Genomic DNA, 14966 nt, shown 5'->3' on the forward strand with positions numbered 1-14966 from the left:
CTGCGTCCTCGCGTCGCGGGCCTGTCCCGTGACGCCCGGAAACACCCAGGCCCGTAAGGGCCGGGGCTGCATGGCCGCGTCCACGCGTCGCGAGCCTGTCCCGTGACGCCCGCGAAATGCCAAGGCCCCCGACCCGTGAGGGCAGGGGGCCTCGTGAAGCCGTCCACGCGGGACGCGCGCGGCCTCAGGCAATCAGCTTGGTGGGCGCTTCCGTGGGCGCGTTCAGCTCGCCCACGAGGTACTGCCCGGAGAAGCACGCGGTGCAGAACTTGTCGCGCTTCTTGTCGCCCACCGCCTCGCCCAGGCCCTCGATGGAGATGTAGCCGAGCGAGTCCGCCGTGACGTACTTCGCAATCTCGTCGGTGGTGTGCGTGGCGGCGATGAGCTCCTGACGGCTCGGCGTGTCGATGCCGTAGTAGCAGGGCCACTTCGTCGGCGGAGAGGAGATGCGCAGGTGCACCTCCACCGCGCCCGCGGCCTTGATCATCTTCACGATTTTACGGCTCGTGGTGCCACGGACGATGGAGTCGTCCACCACCACCACGCGCTTGCCCTTCAGCACCTGCCGCACCGCCGACAGCTTCAGCTTCACGCCGAAGTGACGGATGGACTGCTGCGGCTCGATGAAGGTGCGGCCCACGTAGTGGCTGCGGATGAGGCCCACGTCATACGGAATCCCGCTCTGCTGCGAGTAGCCGATGGCCGCCGCCACACCCGAGTCCGGCACCGCGATGACCAGGTCGGCCTCGGCCGGCTGCTCGCGGGCCAGCTGCATGCCCAGGCGCTTGCGCACCTCGTACACGTTGTTGCCGAACAGCGTGGAGTCCGGGCGCGCGAAGTACACGTGCTCGAAGATGCACTGGGCCAGCCGCTTCGGCTCCTCGAAGGGCCGGCTGGTGCGCATGACGCCGTTCTCGATGACGAGCAGCTCGCCCGGCTCCAGCTCGCGCACGATGTCCGCCTCGATGAGGTCCAGCGCCGTCGTCTCGCTGGCGAGCACGTACGCGCCTTCCTTCATCCGCCCCAGGACCAGCGGACGGATGCCCATCGGGTCTCGCACGGCGACGAGCTTGTTCTGCGTGAGGACCAGGAGGCTGTACGCACCCTTCACCCGGCGCAGCGCCTCCACGAGCTTCTGCTCGAAGCCAGGCTGCTTGGAGCGGGCCAGGAGGTGCAGGACGACTTCCGTGTCCGCATCCGACTGGAAGATGGCGCCGTCGGCCTCGAGCTCTTCCTTCAGCTCGGCCGCGTTGATGAGGTTGCCGTTGTGCGCGATGGCGCACTGGCCGCCCGCGTACTGCACGAAGAGCGGCTGCGCGTTCTTGAGCGCGCTGCCTCCGGCAGTGGAATAGCGCACGTGCCCGATTGCCGCCTGCCCAGGCAGGCCAGCAAGCACCGGCGCGTCGAAGATGTCCGCGACCAGCCCCATCTGCCGGTGCGCGCGCAGGGAGCTGCCGTCAGAGGACACGATGCCCGCGGACTCCTGCCCGCGATGCTGGAGGGCATGCAGTCCCAGGTACGTCAGGTTGGAGGCCTCTGCGTGCCCCGTGATTCCGAAGATGCCGCACATGGCGCGCTGCCTTACTCCTTTCAGGCGGTGAGCGGAACAGGAACGCATGCCCCTCTGGTGGGTATTCCACCCGACGCCAGAGTCGGCCGATGTGGGCAGTCGAGCCTCCCGACCCCCTCGGTGTGCGGGTAGTCTGGGCCGCGAATGTTCTTCCTGCGACGCATCCCCTGGCGTTCCCTGATTCCCCTGGTTCTGCTCACGGTGGGCGCCGCGTACTCGCTGGCGTCCTGGAACTGGTGTGGCGTCTGGGAGGAGCGGGCGCCCGTGCTGCTGTCCCAGGTGCGCGGCGAAGGGCCGCTGCGCGCGGGCGCGGCGAAGGTGGCGCTCGTGCCGCCCTTCCCGGTGGTGGTGGCCGGGTACGCGCCGCCCCGCCCCGAGGCGGGTCAGGCGGACCCTCCGCTGCACGCGCGCGCGGTGGTGCTGGAGGTGGGAGGGACGCGCGTGGGGCTGGTGTCGTTGGAGCTGCTCTCCGTCACCACCGAGGTGCTGGAGCGCGTGCGCGCGCAGGCCGCCGCGGCCGGGCTGGGCGAGGTGCTGGTGATGGCCACGCACACGCACTCGTCCATGGGCGGTTATGACTCGCGGCTGGTGGCGCAGCTCGTGGGGACGGGCCGGTACCGGCAGGAGTCGGTGGACGCCATCACCACCGCGGCGGTGGCGGCGCTGACGCGGGCGGCGGCCTCGCTGGCCGACGTGAAGCTGGAGGTGGGGGAGGTTCGCGAGCCGGGCCTCGTCTACACGCGCAGCGGCGGGGCGGCGCCGGATGGGGCGCTGACGCGCGCGGTGCTGCGGGGGCAGGCGGGGCCGGTGGCGGAGCTGCTCCTGTTCGCCGCGCACCCGACGATGGTGCCGCGCCAGCGGACGTCGGTGGACCCGGACTATCCCGGGCGGCTCAGCTCGCTGCGCGAGTCCGAGGGCAGCGGCGTGACGCTGTTGTTGCAGGGGACGGTGGGCAACGCCTCCGTGGCCTTCTCGGAAGGGCAGGCGCTGGAGCGCGTGTCCGGCTTCGCGCGGGCGCTGGCGGCGCTGGCGGGCCGGGTGGCGCTGGCGCCGGTGGGGGACTCGGTGCGCCTGTCGCTGGCACGCGTGGAGGTGGCGATGCCCCGGCCGGATGCGTCGCGGCTGGTGCCGTCGCTGACTCGCGCCGCGGGGGACAACCTGCTGTGCAGCTCCGCGCAGCGTGTGGCGGAGGTGGGGGCGCTGGCGCTGGGGCCGCTGGAGCTGCTGGCCGTGCCGGGCGAGCCCACGGTGGACGCGGGCGCGGAGCTGGTGCGGCGCACCGGCGCCACGGGCGTGCTGGGACTGACGGATGGGTACGTGGGCTATGTGGAGGCGCCGGCGCTGGTGAAGGACGCGCGCGGTGAGTCCCGGCGCCAGTACTTCGGGCCGGCCCTGCTGGAGCAGCTGGCGGTGGCGAGCGAGCTCGCGGCGAGCACGGCGGGCTTCACGCGCTGAGCTTCGCTGCCGGTACGGGGGGGACACGCGGCTTGCCGCGCGCCGCGGACTCCGTGCCCTGACGTCGCGGGTGTGGGGCGCGTGGAGCCGGGCGCGCCGCGGGTGTCGCTCCAAGGATGGAGGGGGCTTCGCGGGAGCAGGCGGGGGAGTGATGTGCCCTGGACGATGCTCCACCGCGTTCCGGCCACGAGGCGATGCGCGGCGTCCTCCGGGCGGGTGAAGATGCGTGCCGACTCTTCACCCCCTCGGGAGCCCCATGAGCCAGACCGACCCCCGCATCACCCTGGAAGTGCGTGGCCACATCGCCGTCATCGGCATCAACCGCCCCGAGAAGCGCAACGCGTTCGACGTGGGCATGCTGCGCGCGTTCTCCGAGGCGATGACGCAGGCGGACCGCAACCCCGACGTGCGCTGCATGGTGGTCCATGCCGTGGGAGACCACTTCTCCGCGGGCCTGGACCTGGCCAACGTGGCGCCCGCGCTCGCCCAGGGCGAGGGGCTGGCACCGAAGGGCTCCATCGACCCGTGGGCCACCCAGGGCGAGGTGCGCACCAAGCCGCTCATCATCGCCGTCCAGGGGCTGTGCCTCACGCTCTCCATCGAGCTCATCCTCGCCGCGGACATCGCCGTGGCCTCCGAGGACGCGCGCTTCGGACAGATTGAAATCAAGCGCGGCATCTTCCCCTTCGGCGGCGCGACGATTCGCTTCCCGCAGGTGGCCGGCTGGGGCAATGCCATGCGCTGGCTGCTCACCGGTGACGAGTTCGACGCGCGTGAGGCGCATCGCATCGGGCTCGTGCAGGAGGTGGTGGGGCGCGGCCAACAGCTGGAGCGCGCGCTGGCCCTGGCGGCGACGGTGGCGAAGCAGGCGCCCCTCGGTGTGCAGGCCACGCTCGCCTCCGCGCGGCAGACGCTCCACGAGGGCCCCGAGGCCGCCGCGAAGTCCCTGCTGCCCAGGCTGCTCCAGCTGGTCGGCTCCGAGGACGCGGCCGAGGGCGTGCAGTCCTTCATCGAGCGCCGCGAGGCGCGCTTCACCGGGCGCTGAGCAGGCAGAGCGCGGCCGGATGACACGGTGTCATCCGGCAGGGGGCGGGGCTGCCCCGGTGTTCAGGCGGGGAGGCTGGTGGAGCTCGCGGCAGTCTCGAGCCGGTGGACCTTTGTCTTGGCCCAGGCGAGAGCCTCGTTGCCCACTCTGGGCTCGGAGCGCGGATGCGGCTAGGGTGCCCGGCCGAGCCATGTACCTGACGCGATTCACCATCGAAAACCTTCGAGCCATCCGGAGTCTGGAGTGGAAGGTTCCGCTCCAGCAGGCTCCAGGCTGGCACGTCATCCTGGGCGACAATGGCTCCGGAAAGTCGTCGGTCCTGCGCTCCATTGCGCTGGCCCTCGTAGGGCCCGCTGAGGCCCTGGCACTTCGGCAGGACTGGGAGCGATGGAAACGGGGCACTGCCTCGGCGGGGGTTCGACTGAGCCTGGTGCCGGAGCCCCGGTTCGACAGATTCAGGGGCAAGAAGCCGAGTGGCCGAGCCCAGCTGGTTCATGTCGGCGTTGAGACCTTCGGACATAGAGAGCGATTGGGTTGGTCGTGGGGGCCCGGTACTTCGGCGCACCAGGTTTCACCCCTGTGGGAGAGCAAGGCGGGTTGGTTCTCGGCTGCGTTTGGTCCCTTCCGGCGCTTTACAGGGGGCAATGAGGATTACGAACAGCACCTTGAGGCCTATCCACGGCTGGCCAGGCACCTGTCCGTCTTCGATGAGAGCGTCGCTCTCACCGAGGGCTTGAAGTGGCTTCAGCAGCTGAAGTTCAAGCAACTGGAGAAGGATCCGGAGGGCGGGCTGCTCGAGCCGCTGACGAAGTTCATCAATCAGCCCGACTTCCTTCCGCATCATGCTCAGCTGGAGAAGATTACTTCCCGCGAGGTGGTCTTCCTGGACGGCAATGGGTACCGCGTCCCGGTCGAGGAACTGAGCGATGGCTACCGCTCCGTCCTGAGCATGACCTTCGAGCTTATCCGTCAGCTCGCGGCAAGCTATGGCCCCAAGAAGGTCTTCCATCCGAAGGACCCCACGTGTGTGGATGTTCCCGGCGTGGTGCTCATCGATGAGGTGGATGCCCACCTGCATCCTTCGTGGCAACGCAAGGTGGGGCTTTGGTTCCGGAAGCACTTCCCGAAGATGCAGTTCATCGTCACGACCCACAGCCCCCTGGTCTGTCAGGCTGCGGAAGAGGGGACGGTCTGGAGGCTGCCCCGGCCGGGTACGGATGAAGAGGCCCGACAGGTGACCGGTGTGGAGCTGGACCGGCTCATCTACGGAAACGTGCTCGATGCTTATGGGACAGGTGTGTTTGGAGAGGGCATCACCCGCTCGGAGCGCTCGAAGGAGCGGCTCCAGCGGTTGGCGGAGTTGAACATGAAGGAATTGAAGAAGGGGCTGACCGCCGCCGAGCGCAAGGAGCAGGTCGCCCTGCGCGCAAGCCAGCCCACTGCGGCGATGACCGTCCATGAATCGGAGGCGTGGGGCAGGGAGTGATCAAGCTGCCTGACATCCCTCTGCCGACGACCGCTTTGCGGCAGCTCGTGAGCTGGCAGGCCGAGGTGGATGGGCTCGCGAGCCACGCCGGGCGGGTCGAGGTCGCGAAGCGACTTTTCAGGCAGCGCAATACCCCACGGAACAGGACGTTCATCGAAGTCCGCCGGCAGCTCACGGCGATGTGCTCGGGCGCCCAGCGCTGCGGGTACTGCGAGGACTCCGCCGCCGACGAGGTCGAGCACATCCGGCCCAAGGACCTCTACCCGGAGCTGGTCTTCGCCTGGCGCAACTACCTGTATGCCTGTGGCCCGTGCAACGGGCCGAAGAACAACCAGTTCGCCGTATTCCCCCGACGTGCACGCAAACCCGTCGAGCTCAGTGCCGCGACCGGTGCTTCCGCTTCATCCCCTCCCAGGGGCGAGCCCGCGCTCATCGACCCTCGCAGCGAGGACCCCATGGCGTTCCTCGTCCTCGACCTCCAGGGGACCTTCCTGTTCGAGCCAGGTGCCCGGAAGGGCACCCGCGACTACGAGCGGGCTGATTACACGCGGCGAATCTTGCGACTCAACCGGGAGCTCCTCACGGTGGCTCGGGCAGAGGCCTTCAGCGCCTATCGGGCCCGGCTCTCCGAGTACATTACCCAGCGCGAGCGGGGTGCCTCTCGGGCCGCGCTCTTGAGGCACATCCAGGCCATCCAGCTGGCGGCACATCCCACGGTCTGGTGGGAGATGAAGCGGCAGCAGCGGCAACACCGCGAGCTCCGGGCGCTCTTTCGCGAGGCGCCCGAAGCCCTGTCCTGGTAGCGACTTCGACTCCTAGAACTTCTCGAACTTCGACTTCTCCTTGCGCTTCTTGAAGAGGAGCACGGTGCGTCCGAGGAGCTGGGCCAGCTCGGACTGGGTGCTCTCGGCCATCTTCGCCGCGGCCTCCTGCCGCGTCTCAGGGCCCTCGTTGATCTTCACCTTGATGAGCTCGTGGTCCTTCAGGGCCTGCTCGAGCGCGGCGATGACGCCCTCGGTGACGCCGGACTGACCGACGATGACCACCGGCTCCAGGTGGTGTCCTAGCGCGCGCAGGGCGCGGCGTTGCTTCCCGGTGAGCGGCACGTTCTTCGACTCCTTCATGGGTGTATGGCCGGAGCTCCTGGCCCCGGCCGGCAGCGACGGGGGACGCACCCTACTTCTTCTGCGTCGACATGCGGATCTCCCGCTGCGCGTCGATGTGGTCTGGCTGAAGCTCCGCGGTCCGCTTGAAGTGCTTCAGGGCTCCCGGAGCGTCGCCACACAGCTTGGCAATCACCCCCAGGAAGTAGTGCGCGGGGGCGCAGCGCTCATTGCGCTTGATGGCGTTCTGGATTTCGCGGAACGCCTCCGGCTGCGCGGCCTTCTTGTCCGCCGCCGTGAAGAAGCGCGCGTAGCCCCGCCACGCGTAGAACTCCGCCTCCTCCGCGTTCAGCTTGATGGCCTCGTCCAGCATCTTCACGGCTTCGGCGAACTTGCGCGCCTTCACGAGGATGCAGGACTTCTGGAACAGCTCCTCGGCCATGAGGATGGAGTTGATGTCCACCTCGGTGCCCGCACCGCCGCCAGCCTTCAGCTCCTCGATGTACTGCGCGCGGCTCTTGTCGTCCGAGAGCATCCGGTACGCATCGCCGATGTAGGCGAAGACCTCCGCCTTCAGCTTCTCCAGCTCCGGCGGCGCACCCTGCGGCAGCGTGTCCGGGTGGTACAGCTTCGCCAGGCGGAAGTAGGCAATCTTCACCGCGCTCGAGTTCGTCTGCTCCGTCAGCCCGAGCCGCTGGAAGTGGTTCTGCTGCTTCATCGCCATGACCAGCTGGCGCAGCGCCGGAATCTCATCCGCTCCCGGGCCTGTCGCGGGCGCCGCCGTGGCGGCGGGAGGTGTCGCACCGGGGGGCCGCGCGGCCGCGGGCGGCGGGCTCGCGGGACGAGGCGCCGTGGCGGCTCCGGGGGCCGCGTTCACCACGGGCGGTCCGCCGGCTCCAGGAACCGCGTGCATCACGGGCGGCGCGGGACGCGCGGCGCCGGGTTGGGCGGGGGCTCCTGGCGCGGCGCCAGCGGGGCGGGGCGTGCCCGCGGCGGCCGGGCCCACGACGGGCGGCGGGCGGGGCGCGCCGGGCGCGGGCTGAGGGGCGGCGGGACGCTGCGGCGTGGCGGCGGCCGCGGGCTGGGGCGCGGCGGGGCGTTGTGGCGTGGCTGCGGCCGCGGGCTGCGGCGTGGCCGTGGCTCCGGGCGGCGGCGCGACGGCGGCGCTCCTCGACGGAGCGGCGAACGACACCGCGTCCAGCTCGCGGAGCAGGAAGGCGATGCGCAGCAGGTGGTCGCCGTCCTGCGGGAAGTCGTTCAGCAGCTGCGCCACCGAGCGCACGCCGTCGATGACTGCGAGCGTGCGGACCTCGTGCGGGGTGAGGCGCAGCTCGCTCGCGGCCACCAGCCCGCCGGACTTCATGATGGGGAGCTGGAGCACCTGGGCCAGCCGCCGCTTGAGGTCCGCGGGCGGCAGGCGGCGCACGGCATCACTCAGCACCGCCCAGCGATTCCCGAGCGGCATCGCCTTCTGTCCCGGCAGGTCGCGGGGCTCGAAGGTGAAGGTGCCGGAATCGGCGCGCAGGCCCTTGGCCAGGATGAACACCGCGCGCTGGGCCAGGAGCGTGAAGGCGCTGGCCGGCTGCAGGATGCCCAGCCCGAAGAGCGCCGCGAGCAGGTCCCCGCCGAAGCGCGCTCGCGCGGACTCGGCCTGCTGGAGCTGCTCGGGCGTGAGGAGCTTCGCTCCCATCAGCGACGTGCCGAGCGCGTCCTCGGGATGGGACGAGTCGACGAACTCCGGGTTGCCCTTGCGGAAGTGGATGTGGACCACCCGGTCCGACAGGGTGAGCAACAGCAGGCCCGTCTGCTCCCCGGCGGCGATGCGGCCGTAGATTCGGATGGGAGAGAGCTGGTCGAGCTGCCCCTGGGACGGGACCGCGAAGGGGGAGGCGTCCGCCGCCACGACGGCGGGGCCGGGCGCGGCCGGCGCGGCCATGGGGTTCGGGAATGGAGCAGGCGTGGGCGCCGTGGCGCCGCGCGCGGCGGCGGGCGCGGCCGGTTGAGGCGTGCCTGGCGGTCGTCCTGGCACGACTCCTGGCGCCCCGGCGACTCCCGGCGGTGTGCCGGGGACCGCGCCCGGAGCGGCGGCTCCCGGGGCGCCCGGCGCCGCTCCGGCGACGGGAGGCCGCTGGACGGCTCCGGCGACACCGGGCTGCGGGGAGACCGTGGGACGGTGCGCGGGAGCGACGTTGGCCTGGGCTCCCGGACCGGCCATGGACGGCGCGGCTCCCGGACCCGCCATGGGCGCCCCTCCCGCCATCGGGGCCATACCCGGGCCCACGGGCGGGCGGGTTCCCGGACCGGCCATGGGCGCGGTGCCCGCCACCGGACGGGCGCCCGGGCCTGCCATCGGCGCCGCTCCAGGGCCGGCCATCGGCCGGGCACCGGGGCCCGCCATCGGCGCGGCTCCAGGACCTGCCATCGGCGCGGCTCCAGGGCCTGCTCGCGGCGCGGCACCGGGACCTGCCGTCGGAGCTGCGCCGTGCCCGGCCATGTGTGCCGTGCCCGGACCCGCCGTCGGAGCTGCGCCGTGCCCGGCCATGGGTGCCGTGCCCGGACCTGCCATCGGAGCTGCGCCGTGCCCGGCCATGTGTGCCGTGCCCGGACCCGCCATCGGAGCTGCACCGTGCCCGGCCATGGGAGCCGTGCCCGGGCCCGCCATCGGCGCCGCACCCGGACCTGCCATGGGCCCCGCCGTGGGCGCCGCACCGGGAGTCACGCCACCGGAGCCATGCGCGGGCGTGGGGCCGAGCGAGATGGCCCCCGGCGCCGGGTCCGGGACGTTCGGCGCTCCGTCGCCCCACAGGGCGCGGGGGAAGACGTCGCGGACCTCGGGGAAGCGCCAGGGGAAGGCGAAGTTGAGTCCGTCCTCGGAGACCTGGAGCTTGCCCTTGATGGAGCCGCTATCCACGAGCAGCTCGATGGTCGGCAGGGTGAGGGGCCCCCACATGGTGCCCCTGTCGTTGCGAACCCAGTACTGCCGGACCTCACCCTCGGCCATGCGCCGCTCGACTCCGTCGGTGTTCAGAGAAAGAAAAGGAGAACCCTACCGCCGTCCTCCCTCGACTCAAAGCATACGGCCGGGCGTCAGGCCCGCACTCCGTGTCAGGGCGTCGCGCCGTCCAGCGCCGCCAGTCCCAACGCGGCGAGACATGCGGCATCCGCCTTCTGCTCGGCGGGCGGGTCGAAGCAGAACACCTCGGTGTCGAACACCTTGCACAGCCCCGCGGGCGTGGCCGCGCACGCCGCCTTCGAGAACGCCGTCGTGCACCCATACCCGCACACCGGCCCCGTCTCGCTGTTCTTGCACTCGGGCGTGGGCAGCGAGCGCTTCCAGGCACACAGCGCCGCGGCGGGCGGGTCGAAGCAGGTGATGCGGCCGCTGGTCAGCTTGCACACGCCCGCCGGCGTCCGGGCGCAGCGCACCCCTTCCGGCGCATTCACGCAGCCATAGCCGCACGTCAACTGCACCCCGTTGCTGCGGCAGTCCGCCGCGGGCGTCTCGCGGCCGTAGACGGCGAAGACGATGGCTGGCGGGTCGAAGCACTCCACCTCGCCGCCGCGGCCCTTGCAGACGCCCGCCGGGGACTTCGCGCACTTCACCCGCCCCGGCTGCGTCGCGCAGTTGTAGCCGCACGCCACCGCGCCATCGATGTTCTTGCACTCGGGCGCCGGCAGCGAGTCGCCGTACGCCTTCAGCACGTAGGCCGGCGGGTCGAAGCACACGGCCTGCCCGTCCACCACCTGGCAGCGGCCCTGCGGCGTCTGCGCGCACCGCACCCGCTGTCCGTCCGACTTGCACCCATAGCCGCAGGACACCTGGCCGTCGATGGAGCGGCACGTGGGCGCGGACGGGTCCTGCGACGGCGGCGCCGAAGCGAGCGTGAGCGCCAGCACGGTGACGAGGGAAGCGAGCACGGGGACCTCGAGAAGCGCAAAGGGGGGCGTGCGCCATTGACGCCCAAGGCGCGCGGGGACGCAAGAAGCGGGCGGCCGCGACGCAAGCGGGCGGGGCGTGGTACCCAGGCGCCCTCCCGCGCGGAGGTGGGCCCCGGTGGACGTGGACGTCAGCATGCTGCACATCATCCTGCTCTGTCTCGCCGCGATGACGGCGGGCCTCGTGGACGCCATCGCCGGGGGCGGCGGGCTCATCACCCTGCCCGCGCTGCTGGCCGCCGGCCTTCCGCCCCACGTGGCACTGGGCACCAACAAGGGCCAGTCCGTCTTCGGCACCTTCGCCGCGCTGGTGCGCTTCTCCCGCGCCGGGCTGGTGGACGGGAAGCTGGCGCGGGTGACGTTCCCCTTCGGCCTCGTGGGCGCGCTCGCGGGCGCCGCGCTGGTGCTGCTGGTGAAGCCGGAGGTGCTCAAGCCGCTGGTGCTCGTGCTGCTCATCGCGGTGGCGGTGTTCCTCACCTTCCGCAGGGCCCCGCGCCCCGGCGACGCGCCCGAGCCCGGGCCTCGCCCTCGCGCGCAGGCGATTGGCGCGCTCATCGCGCTGGGGCTGGGCACCTATGACGGCTTCTTCGGGCCGGGCACCGGCACCTTCCTCATCGTGGCCTTCTCCACGCTGCTGGGCCACGGCCTGGCGCGCGCGTCCGCGGACGCGAAGGTGGTGAACTTCGCCTCCAACCTCGCCTCCATGGCGCTGTTCGCCCTCAAGGGCGTGGTGCTGTGGAAGGTGGCGCTGCCCATGGCCGCGGCCCAGTTCTCCGGCGCGTACATCGGCGCGCACCTCGCGGTGAAGGGCGGCGACACGCTGGTGCGCAAGGTGGTGCTCGGCGTGGTGCTGGCGCTGGTGCTGAAGCTGGGACGCGACGTGGTGATGGGCTGACTTGAAGCCCCGTCAGCCGATGTGCACCAGCAGCGCGTCCCCGCGCTTCGCCACCGTGGCCACGAACTTCTGGAGCTCCTCGAAGTAGGAGAGCAGCTCCTCCAGCGGGTCCACGTCCTCCTCGGGCTCCTCCCAGGTGCCGGGGTAGATGTCCTGGGCCTGCATCTCCACCGGGTCATACCGGCGGCGCAGCGTGGCCTCGGGCACCTTCTGGAGCGCCTGGGCGAGCGCCTTCACCTGCGCGGGCGTGAAGACGCGCGCGGTGCCCTCGTCCGAGGGGATGTCCCCCACGTCCTCGCCGCCGCGCACCAGGAAGTCCAGCGGCGGCGCGCCCTCCCAGGGGGTGCCGGTGAGCAGGTACTGGAGGCCGTGCCACGCCTCGCCGATGTCCAGCTCCACGAAGGCCGCGCCCTTCGAATCGCCGAAGTCCTCCTCGTCGTCGAGGAAGGCCTCCAGGCCCTGGGGCGCCTGGAGCAGGGCGTTGCGCTGCGCCTCCGTGGCGCTGCGAAGGGTGCAGAGCATCTCCATGCGGTGACCTCGGGGGCGCGGGAGTCGACGAGCGCGGGGCGGACCTTACCGCCCGCCGCTCACCAACGGAACAAGGGAGGCGTCCGTGCTCAGCGGCAGCTCGACGGTGAACGTCGCGCCCTGGCCCGGCACGCTGGCCGCGGTGATGGTGCCGCCGCTCGCCGACACAATCCTCCGGACGATGTAGAGCCCCAGGCCCAGGCCGCCGAAGTGGCGCCCCGACACGGCCCGCTCGAAGCGGTCGAAGATGCGCTCGAGCGCCTCGGGGGCGATGCCCAGCCCCTCGTCCCGCACCGTCAGGCGCGCCCGCCCGTCCCGCTTCTCCATCCGCACGTGGACCGGCTTGCCGGCGCCGTACTTCAGGGCGTTGGACAGCAGGTTGTCGAGCACCTGCTCGAACCGGAGCGGGTCCACCCGTCCCATGAGGGCCCCTTCCACCTCCAGCGTGAGCGCGCACCCGGCGCGCATCGCCTCCGGCTCGAAGCGCCGGACGGCCTCGCGTACCACGTCCGTCAGGTCCACCCGCGCGGGGTGCAGCTCCAGCCGGCCCGCGGAGATGCGCGACACGTCCAGCAGGTCATCCACCAGCTCCACCAGCTTCTTCACCTGCCGCTGGGCCACGTCCAGGTGGTGCAGGGTGCGCTCGGGGGAGGAGTGGGGCGGCGGCAGTGACAGCTCGCGCCGGAGCGACTGGAGCCGGAGGCCGAGCGGGGTGAGCGGGGTCCTGAGCTCGTGGCTGGCCACCGAGAGGAACTCGTCCCGTGCCGCCACCGCCTTCTCGGCGAGCCCCAGGCTGCGGAGCAGGCGCGCGGAGTCCACCCACAGGATTCGCAGCGTCAGGGCCACGCATGCCACTACCGCCAGGGCGAGCACACTCCGCTGGAGCCACAGCGGAGGCTGCTCGACGAGCGGCGGCAGCAGGCCGTCCACCACCGTCACCCACGCGTCCACGACCAGGGCGGTGAGCATGTAGCGGCCGAGCGCGGGACGCTCCAGGTACGGCAGCATCAGCGCCACCCCGGCGATGGGCATCAGCAGCAGCGCGGCGAACAGGAAGTGCACGAACAGCGCCCCGATGACGACCATCACCAGCAGCGCATGGCCCGTCACCCACGCGGCCCGCGACGTCCGCCCTTCCCGGGCCAGCCGGCGGGCCCAGATGAGCGCCACCGCGTAGACGCCCACCGCCACCGTGCCCCCCGCGAGCGCGGGGCTGCGCAGCGCCAGCGCGAAGCCGGCGTAGACCAGCAGGAAGCCCACCGCGACGGGCAGCATCCACTGAAGGAACTGTCGGAGCCGCAGCTGCCTCAGCTCCTCTTCGGAGGACTCATGCATCCCGGATGGACCCTGCGGTGGACACGTGGCCAGACCGAACCATGAATGCCCATTCATGTCATCGTGAGCCTGGATTGGCGGTTGGACAGTGGATATCGGCGGCTCTGGGGGCAGGCAGCCGAGCGGCTGGCCGCGAGCTTCAGAAATCTGAGTCCGAGCGCCTCCTCCGTCACGGGTGCCGCGCCACCCGGTGCCCTCTGCTCCCGGGGGGAGGGGTTGGCATCGGTGTTGCTCTTTCAGGAGGCATCACTCCGCCTGCTGGAGCCATTCCATGACGCCGATGTCGCTGCGCCGAATCTTCTCCCGCGCCCTTCGCGCCTCGCTCGTCACGCCGCTGGTGCTTGCCGGGTGTGACGGGGACGTGGACCTGACGGGCTACTCCGCGCCCGCGTGTGAGGGTGGCTCCCTGGCGGTGAGCGGGCTGTCGCCCGCGACGCCGGTGGACGTCGTGCAATTGCGCGGCATCGGGTTCAATCCCGGCTCGGACGAGCATCGCGAGGCGGTGGTGGCCTCTTCGGGCACGCCCTGTGCGACGGCTTCCGACGTGCCTGCCTGCACGTCGGCCCTGGCCCACCTCACCTCGGAGACGGGCTTCAGCACCACCTGTGTGGACGTGTGCTCCGCGTTCTACGTCGCGACGACGCGGGGCGACGAGGTGAAGGCCCATGCGTCCCTGGAGTCGCTCCGGGTCCTGCTGGGCACCATCGACACGACGCAGGAGGCGGCGCTGCTGGCCTTCGCCGAGGGCTACGACCTGTCCTGCCAGACGCTGGCGCGGGGGGCGGTGAAGGCGGAGCCCGACGGGCGCTTCAGCGTCATCGGCACCCAGGGCTTCGCCTGCGGCGAGGGCACGGCGGTGACGCGCTTCGTGCTGGAGGTGTCGCCTGGCGGAGAGGTGCGGGAGGTGAGCCGCGAGGTCCTCGAGCGGGGGGACCCGGGCTGCTCCATCGGCCGGCGGCCGGTGGGCCTGCGTGGCGCGGAACCGGTGGTCTGCTCGGACGCGCTGGGGCGGCACTTCGCGGTGGTGGCGCACCTGGAGGCGGCCTCCATCAACGCCTTCCTGCGGCTGCGCGAGGAGCTGGAGCTGCACGGCGCGGACGTCGCGCTGCGGGACGCGGCCTTGAAGAGCGCGATGGAGGAGGTGCTGCACACCGACGTCAGCACGCGGCTGGCCCGCCGCTTCGGTGGCACGCCCCGGCGGCCCGAGGTGGCGGCGCTGCCGCTGCGCTCGCTGTTCGAGGTGGCGCTCGACAACGCGGTGGAGGGCTGCGTGCGGGAGACGTTCGGCGCGCTGGTGGCGCACCACCAGGCCCTGCACGCGCGGGACGCCGAGGTGCGCGGCGCCATGGTGCGCATCGCGGACGACGAGACGCGGCACGCCGAGCTGTCCTGGGCCATCGACGGCTGGGCGCGGGAGCGGCTCACGACTTCCGAGCGCGAGGCCCTGCGCGCCGCGCAGCGGGAGGCCGTGGAGAAGCTGCGCGCGGAGGTGGCCGCGCCGCTCGATGATTCGCTCGTCACCGAGGCCGGCATGCCCGCGCCGGAGGCGGCCGCGGCCCTGGTGGACACGCTGGCCGCGCAGCTCTGGGCGTGAGGTGCTGCGACCCCGGACG

General features: G+C 71.7%; 12 protein-coding genes. 6 read left to right on the forward strand and 6 right to left on the reverse strand.

Annotated features, from left to right (window positions below; translation table 11 throughout):
• Positions 1–184 precede the first annotated feature (184 nt).
• Positions 185–1570 carry an amidophosphoribosyltransferase gene (gene purF / locus ACX9TP_RS07210; RefSeq protein ID WP_482978981.1) on the reverse strand — a complete coding sequence of 462 codons (1386 nt, stop codon included), beginning with the start codon at positions 1568–1570 and terminating at the stop codon, positions 185–187.
• Between the two features lie 144 nt (positions 1571–1714).
• On the opposite strand from purF, the gene ACX9TP_RS07215 reads away from it, so the two are divergent.
• From ACX9TP_RS07215 to ACX9TP_RS07230, 4 genes are all read left to right on the forward strand, one after another.
• Complete coding sequence (locus tag ACX9TP_RS07215; RefSeq protein ID WP_482978982.1) at positions 1715–3025, forward strand: neutral/alkaline non-lysosomal ceramidase N-terminal domain-containing protein; 1311 nt, start codon at positions 1715–1717, stop codon at positions 3023–3025.
• Positions 3026–3281: 256 nt separating this feature from the next.
• Complete coding sequence (locus tag ACX9TP_RS07220; RefSeq protein WP_482978983.1) at positions 3282–4070, forward strand: crotonase/enoyl-CoA hydratase family protein; 789 nt, start codon at positions 3282–3284, stop codon at positions 4068–4070.
• Between the two features lie 190 nt (positions 4071–4260).
• Positions 4261–5556 (forward strand): AAA family ATPase, encoded by a 1296-nt coding sequence (locus ACX9TP_RS07225; RefSeq protein WP_482978984.1) that lies wholly within the window; start codon positions 4261–4263, stop codon positions 5554–5556.
• Positions 5553–6359 (forward strand): HNH endonuclease family protein, encoded by an 807-nt coding sequence (locus ACX9TP_RS07230; RefSeq protein WP_482978985.1) that lies wholly within the window; start codon positions 5553–5555, stop codon positions 6357–6359. The genes ACX9TP_RS07225 and ACX9TP_RS07230 overlap by 4 nt, the downstream gene beginning before the upstream one ends.
• Before the next feature lie 12 nt (positions 6360–6371).
• Here ACX9TP_RS07230 and yhbY read toward each other — a convergent pair whose 3' ends face one another.
• The 3 genes from yhbY to ACX9TP_RS07245 form a co-directional block, all read right to left on the reverse strand.
• A complete protein-coding gene (gene yhbY, locus ACX9TP_RS07235) occupies positions 6372–6680 on the reverse strand; it encodes a ribosome assembly RNA-binding protein YhbY (protein ID WP_482978986.1) in 309 nt (102 codons plus the stop codon).
• A gap of 52 nt (positions 6681–6732) precedes the next feature.
• The gene (locus ACX9TP_RS07240) at positions 6733–9660 is read right to left on the reverse strand and encodes a J domain-containing protein (RefSeq protein WP_482978987.1); all 2928 of its coding nucleotides are present in this window, start codon (positions 9658–9660) and stop codon (positions 6733–6735) included.
• 104 nt (positions 9661–9764) lie between these two features.
• Positions 9765–10577 carry a hypothetical protein gene (locus ACX9TP_RS07245; protein ID WP_482978988.1) on the reverse strand — a complete coding sequence of 271 codons (813 nt, stop codon included), beginning with the start codon at positions 10575–10577 and terminating at the stop codon, positions 9765–9767.
• A 154-nt stretch (positions 10578–10731) separates the two neighbouring features.
• On the opposite strand from ACX9TP_RS07245, the gene ACX9TP_RS07250 reads away from it, so the two are divergent.
• Positions 10732–11490, forward strand: a complete 759-nt coding sequence (locus ACX9TP_RS07250) for a TSUP family transporter (protein ID WP_482978989.1) — start codon at positions 10732–10734, stop codon at positions 11488–11490.
• Positions 11491–11502: 12 nt separating this feature from the next.
• Here the strand turns inward: ACX9TP_RS07250 and ACX9TP_RS07255 are convergent, their stop codons facing one another.
• Both ACX9TP_RS07255 and ACX9TP_RS07260 read right to left on the reverse strand, forming a co-directional pair.
• Entirely contained in the window at positions 11503–12018 is a 516-nt protein-coding gene (locus ACX9TP_RS07255) for a YfbM family protein (protein WP_482978990.1), read from the reverse strand.
• 45 nt (positions 12019–12063) lie between these two features.
• Positions 12064–13353 (reverse strand): sensor histidine kinase, encoded by a 1290-nt coding sequence (locus ACX9TP_RS07260; protein ID WP_482978991.1) that lies wholly within the window; start codon positions 13351–13353, stop codon positions 12064–12066.
• Positions 13354–13624: 271 nt separating this feature from the next.
• Between ACX9TP_RS07260 and ACX9TP_RS07265 the strand changes: the two genes are divergently transcribed.
• Positions 13625–14947, forward strand: a complete 1323-nt coding sequence (locus tag ACX9TP_RS07265; RefSeq protein ID WP_482978992.1) for a ferritin-like domain-containing protein — start codon at positions 13625–13627, stop codon at positions 14945–14947.
• The last annotated feature ends 19 nt before the right edge of the window (positions 14948–14966 follow it).

The sequence above is a fragment of the Pyxidicoccus sp. M15 genome, assembly GCF_056858435.1.